This is a genomic window from Streptomyces sp. V3I7 (assembly GCF_030817495.1).
Lineage (GTDB): Bacteria > Actinomycetota > Actinomycetes > Streptomycetales > Streptomycetaceae > Streptomyces.
On the sequence record NZ_JAUSZK010000001.1, the window covers coordinates 274,997 to 289,070 of the forward strand.

Here is a 14,074-nt window from a genome sequence, read left to right on the forward strand (position 1 = left end):
CCTTGGCCGGGCCGCCGGGCGACTGGGGCGCCCCGGGCGACAGGCGCACCGGAGCCGGCTTCCCCTTGGGCGGCTTCACCGGGTCCACCCGGTGCTCCGGTCGCTGGGTGGGCTGGTCCTTGTGACCTTCGTCGCCCCGGTGCCGGTGGAACAGCAGCAGGTCCAGGGGCATGGTGGGCCAGGTGAGGCCGAGGTCTTCCAGGCCGGCAGCCCGGACCGGGGGCCGACGTGGGTGGGCCTCAAGCCGGGGCTCGTCAGCGCGCCGCTCTACTTCCGCGTCGCGGCGGGTTCGTAGAGGCGGAGCACGCGCGAGATCGCGAAGCCGTAGACGGCGGACAGGGCGGCGAGCATGCCCATGTTGCTCAGCCACGTCCCGGGCGAGTGCCGGAAGAACGGGTCGGCGGTCAGCGGGCCGGGGACGGTACGGGTCAGGTCGACGGTGCCGGCCATCGCGCCCAGGCCCCACCGCGAGGGCACCAGCCAGGACAGCTGCTCCAGGCCTGGCACGCCGTGCAGCTTGAGCAGGGCTCCGCAGAAGACGACCTGGACGAGGGTCAGCAGCACCAGAAGCGGTATCGTCGCCTTCTCCTTGCGGACCACGGCCGAGACCAGCAGGCCGAGCATCATCGAGGTGAAGGCGAGCAGGGCCACGGCGAGGGTGAGTTCGACGAGCGGTGGCATCAGCACGCCGCCGCGCGGGGCGTTGAGACCGACCCCGAGCAGGCCGACCAGGGTGAGCACCACCGCCTGGAGCACGGTGATCGCGCCGAGGACGACGACCTTCGACAGGAGGTACGCCGATCTGGGGAGGCCGACGGCCCGCTCCCGCTGGTAGATGACGCGTTCCCTGACCAGCTCGCGCACGGCGTCGGCGGTGCCGGTGAGCACGCCGCCGACGCACAGGGTGAGCACGACGTTCATCGCGGTCTGCGAGCTGAGGCTGCTCCCCGCGACGACCCGGGCCAGCGCGCCCATGACGAACGGCAGCCCGATGATGGTGGCGAGGAAGATCCGGTCGGCGCTGAGCGCCGCGGTGTAGCGGCGCACCAGGGTGCCGAACTGGGCGCCCCAGCTGCGCGGCCGGGGCGGTGGGCCCACCTCGACCGGGGCGGTGCGCGGCACGTGCGGCTGGGCGGCGGAGCCGACGACGTACTGCTGGTGGTACCGCGAGGCGCGGAACTCGCCGGCCCAGTCGCGGTCGCGGTCCTGCTCGAACGCCTCGAAGGCCTGCGGCCAATGGTCGAAGCCGAAGAAGGGGAGGGCCTCGTCGGGGGGACCGTAGTAGGCGACGCCGCCGCCCGGCGCCAGCACGAGCAGGCGGTCGCAGACGCCGAGGCTGAGCGCGCTGTGGGTGACGACGATGACGGTGCGCCCGGTGCGGCCGTCGTCGGCGAGGCCGCGCAGCATCTGCATCACCGAGTGCTCCATGTCGGGGTCGAGGCCGGCGGTCGGCTCGTCGAGGAAGAGAAGGGACGGTTTGGTGAGCAGCTCCAGGGCGACGCTGACCTGTTTGCGCTGGCCGCCGGAGAGGCTGTGCACGGGCTGCCGTATCCGTTCCCACAGCCCCAGTTCGCGGACGACCTCCTCGATCCGGTTCTCGCGCTCGGCCTTCGTGGTGTCCTCGGGGAAGCGCAGCTCGGCCGCGTGGTCGAGGGCACTGTGCGCGGTCAGCTGGACGTGCAGGATGTCGTCCTGGGGGACGAGGCCGATGCGCTGGCGCAGTTCGGCGTGGTCGCGGTAGAGGTCGCGGCCGTCGTAGAGGACGGTGCCGTGGTCGGCGGGCCGCTGTCCGGTGAGGGCGCCGAGCAGGGCGGACCTGCCCGCGCCGCTGGGGTCGACCACTCCGAGCAGGCACTTCTCCCCCACCGGGAAGGAGACGTGGTCGAGGAGGACCTTACGGCCGTGGTCGACGGTGACGGTGAGGTCCTGGACGTCGAGGGAGACCTCGCCGGTGTCGACGTACTCCTGGAGTCCGTCGCCGACGAGGCAGAACGCGGAGTGGCCGATGCCGATGATGTCGCCGGGGACGACGGGGGCGCGGGTGACGGGCCGGCCGTTGAGGAAGGTGCCGTTGTGGCTGCCGAGGTCGGCGATCTCGTACGTGCCGTCGGCGTGGGCGCACAGCTCGGCGTGCCGGCGGGAGACGAGCAGGTCGTCGACGACGAGGTCGCTGTCGGCGGCCCGGCCGATGCGGACGGTGCGGGTGGGCAGCGGCCGTACGGTGGCGGGCTTCCGGAAGGTCGCGGTCCGGGCGGGCATCGAGACGGCCGAGGGGCGCTCCGGGTCGGGGGCGGGGCAGGGGGCCAGCTGGGCGCGGGGGCCGTCGGCGGGGTTGCCGAAGCGCAGGACGCTGCCGGGTCCGATGTCGGAGGCGTTGACGCGGCGGCCGTCGGCGTAGGTGCCGTTGGTGCTCTGCTCGTCCTCGATCAGCCAGTGGCCGTCCGCGGGCCGCAGCACCGCGTGGTGCCACGAGACCCGGGCATCGTCGAGGACGATGTCGCTCAACGGATCGCGTCCGACGTGGTAGTCGCGGCCCGGACTCATGATCGTGGAGCCCCTGTCGGTCTCCAGGACGAGTTCGGGCGCCGCCGGGGCGACCGACCGCTCCGCCATGGCCAGAATTCTACCGATTCGCTCAGATGTGCGCCGGGCGGACACGGAGAGCGGGAGCGGGAGCGGCCGTGGAAGCGAGGGGGCGGGCGGCAGATGCCAGATGCCAGATGCCAGTGTCAGATGTCAGGCCACGGGAACGATGAGCGCCGGCAGGGTGCGGTGCATGCGCTGCATCCGCAGGGCATCGACGGACTCCGCGAGGAGCTCGTACTCGGTGGTGTCGTCGCGGGTGGCGATCCGCACCAATCGTCCGCCGGCCAATTCCTCGGCGACGAGCCCTTGTTGGCCGACGTCGGCGCACCAGGCGCGCAGTTTGGCGGGCACGTCGGGCACGGTGTCGGCCACGGGGACGAGCACGCCGGTCGGTAAGTTCGAGGTCTCGGGGCTCGGGTCGAGGCGTTCGGCGATCCAGGAGGCGCGGTCGCGTAACCACCACAGCGCCAACGCCAGGGTCGGTGCCCGGTAGGTGCCGAGCGGTACCCCGATGCGCCGGCCGTCGCAGGTGCCGTACGCGGTGACGTGGCACAGGAATTCGTCGTGCACGCTCATCACTCCCCCGTCGCGCAGTTCGCGGGTGGCGGCTTGCCTCGCTTTCTGGTGGTTCCCGTGCGGCAAAATGCCCCCGGAGTTCGAGTATCTTCACTCTTGAAACACTGTCACCATGACTTTTTGGCCAGTCTCTTGACATATACGCCGACTGTGACGGCCGAAATGAATACGGTCGCCGCGGTGTGTCACCACGGCGACCGAGAGGCGCCTTGCATTACCTGAGGTAATCCGCCGGTTTCCGACGGCGGAGTTCGGGACTAACGTCCGATGATGGCGTCGATCCTGGCCAGTTCGTCCGCGTCGAAGTCGAGGTTGCGGATCGTGGCGACGCTGTCCTCGATCTGTCGCGCGCTGCTCGCGCCGACGAGCGCCGAGGTGACGCGGCCGCCGCGCAGCACCCAGGCCAGGGCGAGTTGGGCCAGGCTCTGGCCGCGGTCCTTGGCGAGCGTGTCGAGGGCGCGCAGCTTGTCCACCAGTTCCCCGGTCACCGCGTCCGAGGAGAGGAAGGGGCTGTCGCTCGCGGCGCGGGAACCCTCGGGGATTCCGTCGAGGTAGCGGTCGGTGAGCAGGCCCTGCTCCAGCGGGGAGTAGACGATCGAGCCGACCTGGAGTTCGTCGAGGACGTCGAGGACGCCCTCGTCCTCGGGGCGGCGGTCGAGCATCGAGTAGCGGGGCTGGTGGATGAGCAGCGGGGTGCCGAGGTCGGCGAGGATACGGGCGGCCTGGCGGGTCTGCTCCGCCGAGTAGTTGGAGAGGCCGACGTACAGCGCCTTTCCCTGCTGGACCGCGGTGTGCAGGGCCCCCATCGTCTCCTCCAGCGGAGTCCTGGGGTCCGGCCGGTGCGAGTAGAAGATGTCGACGTAGTCCAGGCCCATCCGCTTCAGGCTCTGGTCGAGAGAGGACAGTACGTACTTGCGCGAGCCCCATTCACCGTACGGGCCGGGCCACATGAGGTGGCCCGCCTTGGTGGAGATGACCAGCTCGTCGCGGTACGGCGCGAAGTCCGTGGCGAGCGCCTCGCCGAGGGCGGACTCGGCTGAACCGGGCGGCGGGCCGTAGTTGTTGGCCAGGTCGAAGTGGGTGACGCCGAGGTCGAAGGCGCTGCGCAGGATGGCCCGCTGCGTCTCGACGGGGCGGTCCGGGCCGAAGTTGTGCCACAGGCCCAGCGACAGGGCGGGAAGCTCGAGGCCGCTGCGGCCGCTGCGCCGGTAGGGCATATCGGCGTAACGGTCGGGGTGTGCGGTGTACAACGCGACTCCAGAGGGTTGGCACACGGTCTGACCCTGCCACTCTTCCCCGAGCCCGGTGCAGCGGTCCAACAGAAGAATCCGATGGAATTGTGCGGATAGGCTTCTCAATCATGGAACTGCGTCATCTCCAGCATTTCGTCGCGGTCGCCGAGGACCGGCACTTCACCCGGGCCGCCGAGCGGTTGATGGTGTCCCAGTCGGGGCTGTCTGCCTCGATCCGGTCGCTGGAACGGGAGTTGCGGGCGCCCCTGTTCGTCCGGACGACCCGGCGGGTGACGCTGACCGAGGCGGGGCGTGCGCTGCTGGCGGAGGCGGAGCGGATCCTGGCGCAGGTGCGGGCGGCGCACGAGGCGGTCGCGGCGGTGCAGGGCGTGCTGCGCGGGACGCTGTCGCTGGGCACCGAGCAGTGCATCGCCGGGGTGCGGGTGGCGCGGCTGCTGGCGGCGTTCCGGCGTCGTCATCCCGACGTGGAGATCCGGCTGCGGCAGGCGGGCTCGGGCGCGCTGGCCGAGGAGGTCGCGGCGGGCCGGCTCGACCTGGCCTTCGCCTACCGGATGCAGGACGACACCGACCAGTTGCGCTCGGTGGCGTTGACCAGCGAGCCGATGACCGTGCTGTGCCATCCGAGCCACCCGCTGGCCACGGCCGGTGAGCCGCTCACCCCGGACGCGGTCGGCGGCGAGGTCTTCGTCGACTTCCATCCCGACTGGGGCCCGCGCCGCATCACCGACGCCGCGTTCGCCGCGGCCGGGGTGCGCCGTACGGTCGCCCTGGAGGTCAACGACGTGCACGGTCTGCTGGACCTGGTCGACGAGAACCTCGGCATCGCCGCCGTGCCCCGGCACTTCCGCCACAAGCGGCCCTCGCTCACCGCGCTTCCCGTCCGGGGCGCACCCGGGGCGACGTACGAGTCGGTCGCCCTGTTGCCGCCCGCGCGGGGCACCAGCCCGGCGGCCCGCGCGCTGATCACCCTGCTGGAGACGCGGGACGGCGACACAGGGGGCATCGAGGCGAACGGGGGCGCGTGAGGGAGCGCGATGCCGGATGGTGGTCGTATGCACGCACGGGACATCCTCATCGACGGCTTCGGCCGCATCCAGGAAGAGGTCCAGGCGGTCGTCGACGGCCTGGACCCCGACGACCTCGCCTACCGCCCCGCGCCCGACGCCAACTCCATCGCCTGGCTGATCTGGCACCTCACCCGCGTCCAGGACGACCACATCGCCGACGCCTTCGACCTGGACCAGGTGTGGCTGTCACAGGGCTGGGACAAGCGGTTCGGTCTCGACCTGCCGCGCCACGACACGGGGTACGGGCACACCCCCGCCAAGGTCGCCAAGGTGCGGGTGGACTCGGGCGACCTGCTGACCGGGTACTACGACGCCGTGCACGAGCAGACCCTCGGGGTGCTGCGCGACCTCGCCGCCAAGGATCTCGGACGCGTCGTGGACGAGCGCTGGGATCCGCCGGTCACCCTCGGCGTACGGCTGGTCAGCGTCCTGTCCGACGATCTCCAGCACGTCGGACAGGCCGCCTATGTGCGTGGGCTGCTTCAGGGCGTGTGACCGGGTTCAGAGCGCGGCCGCGTACCCGGGCAGGATCACGTCCTCGATGAGGGCCTTGCGCTCGTCGAAGGGGATGAACGCGCTCTTGACGGCGTTCACTGTGACGGTGCGCAGGTCCTCGACCGTCCAGCCCGCCTCTTCGACCAGCAGCGACATCTCGCGGGTCATCGTCGTGCCGGAGACCAGGCGGTTGTCGGTGTTGAGGGTGACCCGGAAGCCCAGGTCCTTCAGGGCCGTGATCGGGTGCGCGGCGATCGAAGTGGCGCAGCCCGTCTGGAGGTTGGACGTGGGGCACATCTCCAGGGCGATCCGGCGGTCGCGCACCCAGCCGGCGAGGTGGCCGAGCTTGCCGTCGACGATGTCCTCGGTGATGCGCACGCCGTGGCCAAGACGCTGGGCGCCGCACATCTGGACGGCCTGGTGGATGCTGGGCAGGCCGTAGGCCTCACCGGCGTGGATGGTGAACGGCACGCTCTCATGGCGCAGGCGCTCGAAGGCGGCCAGGTGGTCGGCGGCCGGGAAGCCGTTCTCGGCGCCGGCGATGTCGAAGCCGACGACACCGGCGTCGCGGTAGGCGACGGCGAGCTCGGCGGCCTCGCCGACGCGGTCGAACATCCGCATGCCGCAGAGCAGGGTGCCGACGCGGACGGGCGTCCCGGCGGCGGCCGCCTTGGCCATACCGGCGGCGAGACCCTCCTGGACGGCCTCGACGACCTCGTTCAGGGTCAGCCCGCCGGTGGTGTTCAGCTCGGGGGCGTAGCGCACCTCGGCGTAGACGACGCCGTCGGCGGCGAGGTCCAGGACGTACTCCTCGGCGGTGCGCAGCAGGCCCTCGCGGGTCTGCATGACGGCGAGGGTGTGCTCGAAGGTGGCGATGTAGCGCACCAGGTCACCGGAGCCCGCGGCCTCGACGTACCAGGCGGCCAGCTCGTCGGGGTCGGTGGTGGGGAGCTTGTGCCCGACCTCGGCCGCGAGCTCGATGACGGTGGCGGGGCGCAGGCCGCCGTCGAGGTGGTCGTGCAGCACGGCCTTGGGGAGCCGGCGGAGGGTGTCGGTGTCGATGCGGGGCGCGGTCATGCGGGCATTCCTCAGCAAGTGGTGCGGTGGTGGAGGGCGGTCAGGCGGTGGCGGGCTGGAGCAGGTCCCAGCGGTTGCCGTACAGGTCCTGGAAGACGGCGACCGTGCCGTACGGCTCGTGCCGCGGCGCTTCCAGGAAGGTCACGCCGGCGGCGCTCATCCGGGCGTGGTCGCGGGCGAAGGCGTCGGTTGCAGGAAGAACCCGACGCGCCCGCCGGTCTGGTCACCGACGCGCGCCCGCTGCTCCTCGTCCTTGGCCCGGGCGAGAAGCAGCCCGGTGCCCTGCCCCTCGGTCCCCGGCTCGACCACGACCCACCGCGAACCGTCGGCCCGCGGCTCGTCCGCGACCAGCCGGAACCCAAGGGCCTCGGTGTAGAACCGGATCGCCTCGTCGTAGTCGTCGACGACAAGGGTGACCAGGGCGACGTGTCTCATCGGGGCCTTTCGGTGCTGCGCGCGGAGGCGGTGACGGTGCTGGTTAGCGCGTGAGGTTATACGTAAAACGAAGTGGACGCCAGTCGGTTGTGATAGGGGGCGTGACGAGGGGGCGCGTGGGGCGTGACAGCAACGGCGAGTGGCCGCGGCACAGAGGTCAGAACCAGTCGCCGCCCTCGCCCTGCGCGACCTCCACCTGATGGTGAACGTCGATCAGCCCGGCCGCCGACGCGACGCAGGACACCGCGGCGCACGCGGCGAGGACGAGCGCGATCCAGCGGGCGACACGACGTGGAGGAGCGGCGGCCCCCGACAGCAGCGCCTGGACGCGCTGCGGGACGGGGCCGGCGGTCGCGGCGGGGGCGAAGTCCGGGCGGTCGGGGCGGGCCGGGTGCATGGCGAGGGCCGCCCGGGCGATGGCGCGGGCGAGGAGGCGGCGGTCGCCGACGGAGTCGGCCGCGGTCTCGTCGGCGGCGCGTTCGACCGCGAGCCGGACCGTCGCGCGGACGGGGCGCAGCGCCGGGTGGCAGTGCGCGGCGAGTTCGGCGGCGGCCAGGAAGTAGTGGTGGCCGCCCTTGTTGTGCGCCCGTTCGTGCGCGAACAGCGCCTCGCGCTCGGCGGCGTCCAGGCTGCGCAGCATCGCGGTCGTGACGACGATCCGGTGCGGGCGACCGGGCAGCGCGTACGCGTCGGGGTGCGGCGAGTCCACCACGCACAGGTCCCCCACGGCGGGGCCGCGCCCGGCCTGCATACGGGCTACGCGGAACGCACGGGCCTGACGCAGCACCGAGCGGACGAACGTCCCCGCGCACACGGCGAGCACGCCGACGGAGAGCGCGGCGGCCGGGACGACGAAGTCGTCGGAGGCGGTGTGCAGGGAGTGGACGAGCTCACCGAGCGCGGCGAAGGGCGGCAGCTTCAGCAGCCCGATGAGGACGAACGTGCCGAACGCCGCCAGCGAGCAGCCCGCGAGGACGATGGCCGAGGCGGTGACGGCCCACAGCACGGTGACGGGCGCGAGCCGGTCCAGCGCACGGCGGGCCAGCGCTGGAAGGGCGAACGGCAGCGCGAGCGGCAGGAGCAGCAGCGCGATCATCACGGGCCGGCCTCCGTCACTCGTCGGATTCGAGCAGATCGCGCAGGACGCGCTCGTCGTCCGGGCTGAGCTGGGCGACGAAGCGGGCGAGCACCGTCTCGCGGTCGCTGTCGCGGTCGAGCTCGGTGTGCATCCGGCGGGCGGTGAGGCCCTGGGCGTCCTGGACGGGGAAGTAGGCGAAGCCCCGGCCCTGGCGCCGCCGGTCGACGATCCCCTTGTCGTGCAGACGGGAGAGGATCGTCGTGACCGTGGTGCGCGCGAGGCCCGCGCCGAGGCTCAGCTGCACCTGGCCGGGCGTCCGGGGTGCCCCGGCAGCCCAGAGCGCGGCCATGACGCTCGCTTCGAGCTCGCCGGCCGGCCGGCGTTCATCCTTCGAGTCGGCCATGGGAACGCTTCTCACCCCATCTTCGTCTACATTCCAGTAGACCGTCTACGCGATTGTAGTCATCCGGGCCATGGCCGTACGACGCGTACGACCGGCTGTGCGCGCGGCACGGCGCTGTGCCCGCACGCCCATTATGGAAGGAGCCACGACCGTGACCGCAGGCCACAGGGCGCGAGGCGGTCAGCCATGGCAGCAGCCTAATGATCACGACCACCTATCAGGCGTGGACCAGTCCAGAGCGGGTGCGACTTCCCGAGAGAGCCGGACGTGTGGCAGCGTGCCGTGGAGGTGATCCGCCGTCCGCCCCCGGCCTACCGGCCTTGCGGACGACGGATCCGGCCGCGGTCAGGGCCACAGTCTCGTCGTCGGGCGCCGACGCATCGGTGACGACGGCGTGCAGGGCGGCGGCCGGGGCGACGAAGGCCAGGGCCGTCCGGTGCAGCTTCGAGGCTTCGGTGACCGCGATCACGCGGCGGGCCGAGGCGATCGCGGCGCGCTTGACCGCGGCGTCGGCCAGGTCGTAGGCGGTGAGACCGTCGGCGGCGCTGAGGCCGCAACAGCCGATGACGGCGGTGTCGAAGCGCAGGGCGGCCAGGCCGGATGGGCACTGTTCGGGATCGGCCTGTCCGGCTCGCCCCCAACTGTTCAGCGCCGCAGGGCACTTCGAGCCCGGAACCGCCGCGACGAACGTGTCCCGCGTCGCGGGCCTCGGTTACCTCGGCATGCTCGCCGGGCCCGCTGTCATCGGACCGCTCACCCACCTTGCACCGCTCAACATGGTGCTCTTCCTACCCGTCGCCCTGTGTGTGGTCGCCACCGCCGCGGCCGGCGTCCTGCGCTCAACGTCCGACGCCCCACCACAGGTCGCCGCGCCTTTGAGCACCGAGGCGAGTGCGAGTCGCCGGTGACCTCCGAAGAGACAACAAGAAGAACCGGCAGGTCAGGAACAGGCACTAGGACGGAGGGCCGAGGAGCACCGGGGTCTCCGGTCCGAGGTGCGAGGGTGACGCGGCGGCTAGCGTCCCGCCATGAAGATCACCGAGCAGCCCCGCGGTCCTGAGCGGCGCCGGCAGGACGTACTGGCCCGGCTGGAGCGCGAGAGGGACGTCTGGGTGGCCACCGCCGACGCCGGCGGGCTGCCCTGCCTCGTCGCGCTGTGGTTCGTCTGGGACGGGGAGCACGTCTGGCTGTCCACGCGCCTCACCAACCCCACGGGCCGCAATCTGCGCGACGGGGCGCGGGCCCGGCTGGCGTTCGGCGACACCCACGACGTCGTGCTCATCGACGGCGACGTGGAGACGTTCACCGTGCAGGACGTACCGGAAGACGCGGCCGAGGCGTTCCGGGCGAGGACGGGCTGGAACCCCGGCCGGGACAGCCCGTCGTACGCATACTTCCGGATCCGTCCGCGCGCGGTGCAAACCTGGCGCGGCGAGCACGAGCTGCGCGGGCGGCACGTGATGCGGGACGGGGCGTGGACCACCTGAGAAACCGGCCGGCGAGGCAGAGAACGCCGAGGCTCGCCGACGAGCCGCGCCCAGCGGTCCGCAACGGTTCGCGACGATCCGCGAAGCAAAACAGTGCACGGACGATGCGAGTTGTCGCCCCGCGTCGGTGTGCCGGACGGTGGTCGCGACGGAGCGGCGGTACGTGACGGGTGGGAGCGCCATCCCCTCGGCACGCACCGGAACGCACCGGAACGCGCCTCCGTTCGAACCGGGAGTTGCCGCCATGACAGCACCGCGGAGAGTCCGCATCGAGGGCGGCGGTGTGCGTGCGCCCGCCTCTTCCCGGACGATCACGGAGCTGACCGACCGCTTCGTCGCCGGGGACGAGGACGCGCTCGCGCAGGTCTACCGCGCCTGGCGCCCGCTGATCCACACGATCGCGTGCCGCGCCTTGCGCGACACCGTCGAGGCCGAGGACGTCACCCAGAACGTGTTCCTCGCCGCCTGGCGGGGCCGTTCGGGCTTCGATCCCGGACGCGGCACGCTGGCCGCCTGGTTGACGGGCATCACCCGCCGCAAGATCGCCGACGCCATGCAGGCCCGCGCACGCCGGGCCGAGCTGGTCGCCACGGCGGGTTCCCTGCTCACGCTCGACGGCCGGCCCACGTTCTCGGATCCGCACGCCGTGCTCGATCACATTCTCATCGCCCAGTCGATGCAGGAACTCTCCGAGCCGCAGCGCACGGTCCTGAGCCTCGCCTTCTACGGCGACCTCACCCAGACCCAGATCTCCCAGGTGACCGGCTGGCCGCTGGGCACGGTGAAGAGCCATGCCCGGCGCGGGCTGCACCGGCTGGGCCTCCGTCTGGAGGAGCTGGAGGACAGCGCCTCCCTCGCTCACTCCGCGTGACACCGACGCGTGAACGATGCGTGAGCGATGCTCGGGGCCGGACTCCCGCGGTTCGGCGGAGCACCCGGTCACAGCATCCCGGCGGGCGGCGGATTGCGGTCGCCGCCGATGCCGACGCTGCCGCGGCCGCTGAGTCGGAACAGCAGCACGATGGACGGCAGGATGAGCACCACCGCCACGCAGGCGACCGCCACGAGCACGACGAGCGTCGCGTCGGGCGCGGCCGCCTCCGCGACCGAGAGGTGCGTGCCGAGGAGGTACGGGGACTGGGCGACGCCCCAGCCGGCCACGATCAGCGCGACCGCCGCGGCGGCCGTCTCCCGCAGGCCGCGGGTCCGCCGCAGGAACAGCAGGGCCAGGCCCGTCAGTCCACCGACACCGGCCAGCACGACCAGCGGGAGCGCGGGACCGCTGAGGCGGTCGAACAGCCGGGGCGAGTCCGCCTGGAGGACGAAGATGCCGGCGATGCTCACGGCGCCGGTGACCACGTCCATGGCCAGCGCCCGGTTGCGGAAGTACCGCAACAGGCTGTCGTCATGGCGGCGCCAGGCCTCCACGACCAGATAGGCGGCCGCGAGGTACGCGCAGGTCAGCACCGCGAGGATGCCACCGAGGATGCTCGTGGGGTTGATCCAGCTGGTGACGGCGTCCCCGTTGCCCTGCGTCGGCACGCGTCCGGAGGCCAGGCCGCCGGCGATGGCGCCGAAGCAGTACGGCGTCAGGACCGAGGACAGCGCGAACGCGGCACCGTACACGCGCTGTTCGGGGGTGCGGACCGTCGCCTTGCGGAAGGCGAAGCCGGCGCCGCGCAGCACGATGCCGAGGAGGGCGAAGATCAGGGGCAGGTAGAGGGTGGTCGTGATGGCGGTGAAGGCGGTGGGGAATCCGCTCCACAGCACCACCAGGATGTAGATGAGCCAGGTGTGGTTGGCCTCCCACACGGGGGCGAGGGACGCGTCGATCAGATGGCGTGGTGCGCGCCCGCGCCGGGCGCCGCCCGCGACGAGGTCCCAGAAGCCGGCCCCGAAGTCGGCCCCGCCGAGCAGGGCGTAGGCGACGACGCCGATGAAGAGGAAGACCGCCACGGTCTCGGGCATCTAGGACACCTTCCCTTCGGCAGCAGCCGGCTCGGACTCCTCGGACGGCCCGTAGGGCACCCGTACCGACTCGTCCCCCTGCTCGTGCCACCGTTTCGTCATGGACCGCAGCACCCACAGGGCGCCGGCGCCGACGGCCGTGTACAGGACCACCACCCCGCCGAAGCTCCACCAGAGGTTGCCCTGGGTCGTCACCGCGTCCCGGGTCAGGAGCAGGCCCACGACGGTCCACGGCTGGCGGCCGACCTCGGTGACCACCCAGCCGCTCTCCAGGGTGAGGATCGAGACGACGCCGCAGACGGAGGCGGCGCGCAGGAACCAGCGGTTGCTGTCGAGCGTGTTCCGGCGCTTCCACCACAGCCAGGCGAACCACACCGCCACGGCCAGCATGAGCATGGAGGTGCCGACCATGATGTCGAACGCCCAGTGCACGATGTTGACCTGCGCGGTCGTCGGTCGCACGGCCTCCGGGACGGCTTCCAGTCCCTGGATGGTGGTGGACGGTCGGTAACCGGCCAGGATGGAGGCGACGCCCGGGACGGGCAGGCCGTAGCGCACCTCTCCGTCGATGAGGACACCGCCGAGCACCTCGGGCACGTGGTCGCCCGTCTTCGGCAGCATCTCGATGGCCGCGAACTTCGCGGGCTCCTTGTCGAAGACCTGGCGGGCGATCAGGTCACCGACGAAGATCTGCACCGGCAGGGCGATCGCCGCGGTGACGAAGCTGATCAGGAAGCCGGTCCGGTGGTAGTGGTTGCGCCGCCCGCGCAGCATGCCGACGGTGTAGACACCGGCGACGACGAAGCCCGCGACGATGTAGGCGGCGAGCAGCATGTGCCAGAACTCCAGCCAGAACGCGTCGTTGAAGAACACCTTCGCCGGCTGGACGGCGACGACCTCGCCGCCCCGTACGGTGATCCCGCCGGGCTGGTTCATCCAGCTGTTCGCGGCGATGACGGCACCCGCGCCGCCGACGCTCGCCAGGGCGACCGGGACGCCGGACCAGAAGTGCGCCCAGGGCCGCATGCGGTCCCAGCCGTAGATGTAGATCGCCACGAAGATCGCCTCGAGGAAGAAGAACAGCCCCTCGATCGCGAACGGGAAGCCGAACGCCGCGCCGTACTTCTTCATCAGCCCGGGCCACAGCAGGCCCATCTCGAAGGAGAGCACGGTTCCGGTGATGGCGCCGACGGCGAAGAGCAGGGCGGCGACCTTCGACCACCGCTTGGCCAGCAGGATCGCGGCCTCGTCGCCCTTGCGCAGCCCCCTGTGGTTCGCGATCAGCATCAGGGTGGTCAGCGCCACCCCGAAGGGCACCAGGATGATGTGGAAGCCGAGCGTGAAGGCCATCTGCTCCCGGGCCGGCAGCAGCTGGTCGGGCTCCGCGGCGGCCAGGACCACAGGGGACCTGAGCAGGTCGATCGCCGTCATGAACATGGGATCTCCTCGCCGTCACCGGCCCATGGGCCGTGACCTCCTGTTTCCTTCACGCCTGTTTCCTTCACGCCTGTGAATTCCGCACGGGATCGGGGAACGGATGCGCGAAAGGGCGGATCCGTCTCGCCGCACGGCTGTGTCCGCACGACTGCATCCGCGACGGTCCTCCGCCCCGAAGCAAACGACGCACGGGCAGGACCGGGACGTGCGGG

The 14,074-nt window shown here is 71.7% G+C and carries 13 protein-coding genes and 4 pseudogenes; 7 read left to right on the plus strand and 10 right to left on the minus strand.

Annotated features, from left to right (window positions below; genetic code table 11):
* The first annotated feature begins 121 nt into the window (after nt 1-121).
* On the plus strand, nt 122-295 hold the full coding sequence (locus QFZ74_RS01290; RefSeq protein WP_307618922.1) for a hypothetical protein: 174 nt from the start codon (nt 122-124) through the stop codon (nt 293-295).
* Here QFZ74_RS01290 and QFZ74_RS01295 read toward each other — a convergent pair.
* The 3 genes from QFZ74_RS01295 to QFZ74_RS01305 form a co-directional block, all read right to left on the minus strand.
* Nucleotides 268-2,613 (minus strand): FHA domain-containing protein, encoded by a 2,346-nt coding sequence (locus tag QFZ74_RS01295; RefSeq protein ID WP_307618923.1) that lies wholly within the window; start codon nt 2,611-2,613, stop codon nt 268-270. The two genes, QFZ74_RS01290 and QFZ74_RS01295, sit on opposite strands and share 28 nt — an antisense overlap.
* A gap of 123 nt (nt 2,614-2,736) precedes the next feature.
* Nucleotides 2,737-3,156 carry a hypothetical protein gene (locus QFZ74_RS01300; protein ID WP_307624006.1) on the minus strand — a complete coding sequence of 140 codons (420 nt, stop codon included), beginning with the start codon at nt 3,154-3,156 and terminating at the stop codon, nt 2,737-2,739.
* 263 nt (nt 3,157-3,419) lie between these two features.
* On the minus strand, nt 3,420-4,412 hold the full coding sequence (locus tag QFZ74_RS01305) for an aldo/keto reductase (protein ID WP_307618924.1): 993 nt from the start codon (nt 4,410-4,412) through the stop codon (nt 3,420-3,422).
* 110 nt (nt 4,413-4,522) lie between these two features.
* Between QFZ74_RS01305 and QFZ74_RS01310 the strand changes: the two genes are divergently transcribed.
* Nucleotides 4,523-5,440 (plus strand): LysR substrate-binding domain-containing protein, encoded by a 918-nt coding sequence (locus QFZ74_RS01310; RefSeq protein ID WP_307618925.1) that lies wholly within the window; start codon nt 4,523-4,525, stop codon nt 5,438-5,440.
* 27 nt (nt 5,441-5,467) lie between these two features.
* Nucleotides 5,468-5,977, plus strand: coding sequence for a DUF664 domain-containing protein (locus tag QFZ74_RS01315; protein WP_307618926.1), 510 nt, complete (start codon nt 5,468-5,470; stop codon nt 5,975-5,977).
* A 6-nt stretch (nt 5,978-5,983) separates the two neighbouring features.
* Here the strand turns inward: QFZ74_RS01315 and QFZ74_RS01320 are convergent, their stop codons facing one another.
* From QFZ74_RS01320 to QFZ74_RS01335, 4 genes and pseudogenes are all read right to left on the minus strand, one after another.
* Nucleotides 5,984-7,054: an adenosine deaminase gene (locus QFZ74_RS01320; RefSeq protein ID WP_307618927.1), complete on the minus strand. Its 1,071-nt coding sequence runs from the start codon at nt 7,052-7,054 to the stop codon at nt 5,984-5,986.
* Nucleotides 7,055-7,094: 40 nt separating this feature from the next.
* Nucleotides 7,095-7,489 (minus strand): annotated as a pseudogene (locus tag QFZ74_RS01325) (VOC family protein).
* Between the two features lie 157 nt (nt 7,490-7,646).
* Nucleotides 7,647-8,585, minus strand: a complete 939-nt coding sequence (locus tag QFZ74_RS01330) for a M56 family metallopeptidase (protein WP_307624007.1) — start codon at nt 8,583-8,585, stop codon at nt 7,647-7,649.
* Nucleotides 8,586-8,601: 16 nt separating this feature from the next.
* Nucleotides 8,602-8,970 (minus strand): BlaI/MecI/CopY family transcriptional regulator, encoded by a 369-nt coding sequence (locus QFZ74_RS01335; RefSeq protein ID WP_307618928.1) that lies wholly within the window; start codon nt 8,968-8,970, stop codon nt 8,602-8,604.
* Nucleotides 8,971-9,185: 215 nt separating this feature from the next.
* Between QFZ74_RS01335 and QFZ74_RS01340 the strand changes: the two are divergent.
* Nucleotides 9,186-9,294: pseudogene (locus tag QFZ74_RS01340) on the plus strand (aminoglycoside phosphotransferase family protein); the annotation flags it as partial.
* Here QFZ74_RS01340 and QFZ74_RS01345 read toward each other — a convergent pair.
* A pseudogene (locus QFZ74_RS01345) lies at nt 9,293-9,571 on the minus strand (decarboxylase); the annotation flags it as partial. The pseudogenes QFZ74_RS01340 and QFZ74_RS01345 overlap by 2 nt on opposite strands.
* Here QFZ74_RS01345 and QFZ74_RS01350 point away from each other — a divergent pair.
* From QFZ74_RS01350 to QFZ74_RS01360, 3 genes and pseudogenes are all read left to right on the plus strand, one after another.
* Nucleotides 9,569-9,878 (plus strand): annotated as a pseudogene (locus QFZ74_RS01350) (MFS transporter); the annotation flags it as partial. The pseudogenes QFZ74_RS01345 and QFZ74_RS01350 overlap by 3 nt on opposite strands.
* A 120-nt stretch (nt 9,879-9,998) precedes the next feature.
* Complete coding sequence (locus QFZ74_RS01355; protein ID WP_307618929.1) at nt 9,999-10,457, plus strand: pyridoxamine 5'-phosphate oxidase family protein; 459 nt, start codon at nt 9,999-10,001, stop codon at nt 10,455-10,457.
* Nucleotides 10,458-10,701: 244 nt separating this feature from the next.
* On the plus strand, nt 10,702-11,328 hold the full coding sequence (locus tag QFZ74_RS01360; protein ID WP_307618930.1) for an RNA polymerase sigma factor: 627 nt from the start codon (nt 10,702-10,704) through the stop codon (nt 11,326-11,328).
* Nucleotides 11,329-11,396: 68 nt separating this feature from the next.
* On the opposite strand, the gene QFZ74_RS01365 is transcribed toward QFZ74_RS01360, so the two are convergent.
* Both QFZ74_RS01365 and QFZ74_RS01370 read right to left on the minus strand, forming a co-directional pair.
* Nucleotides 11,397-12,425 (minus strand): cytochrome d ubiquinol oxidase subunit II, encoded by a 1,029-nt coding sequence (locus tag QFZ74_RS01365; RefSeq protein ID WP_307618931.1) that lies wholly within the window; start codon nt 12,423-12,425, stop codon nt 11,397-11,399.
* Complete coding sequence (locus QFZ74_RS01370; protein WP_373462459.1) at nt 12,426-13,856, minus strand: cytochrome ubiquinol oxidase subunit I; 1,431 nt, start codon at nt 13,854-13,856, stop codon at nt 12,426-12,428.
* Nucleotides 13,857-14,074: the final 218 nt, after the last annotated feature.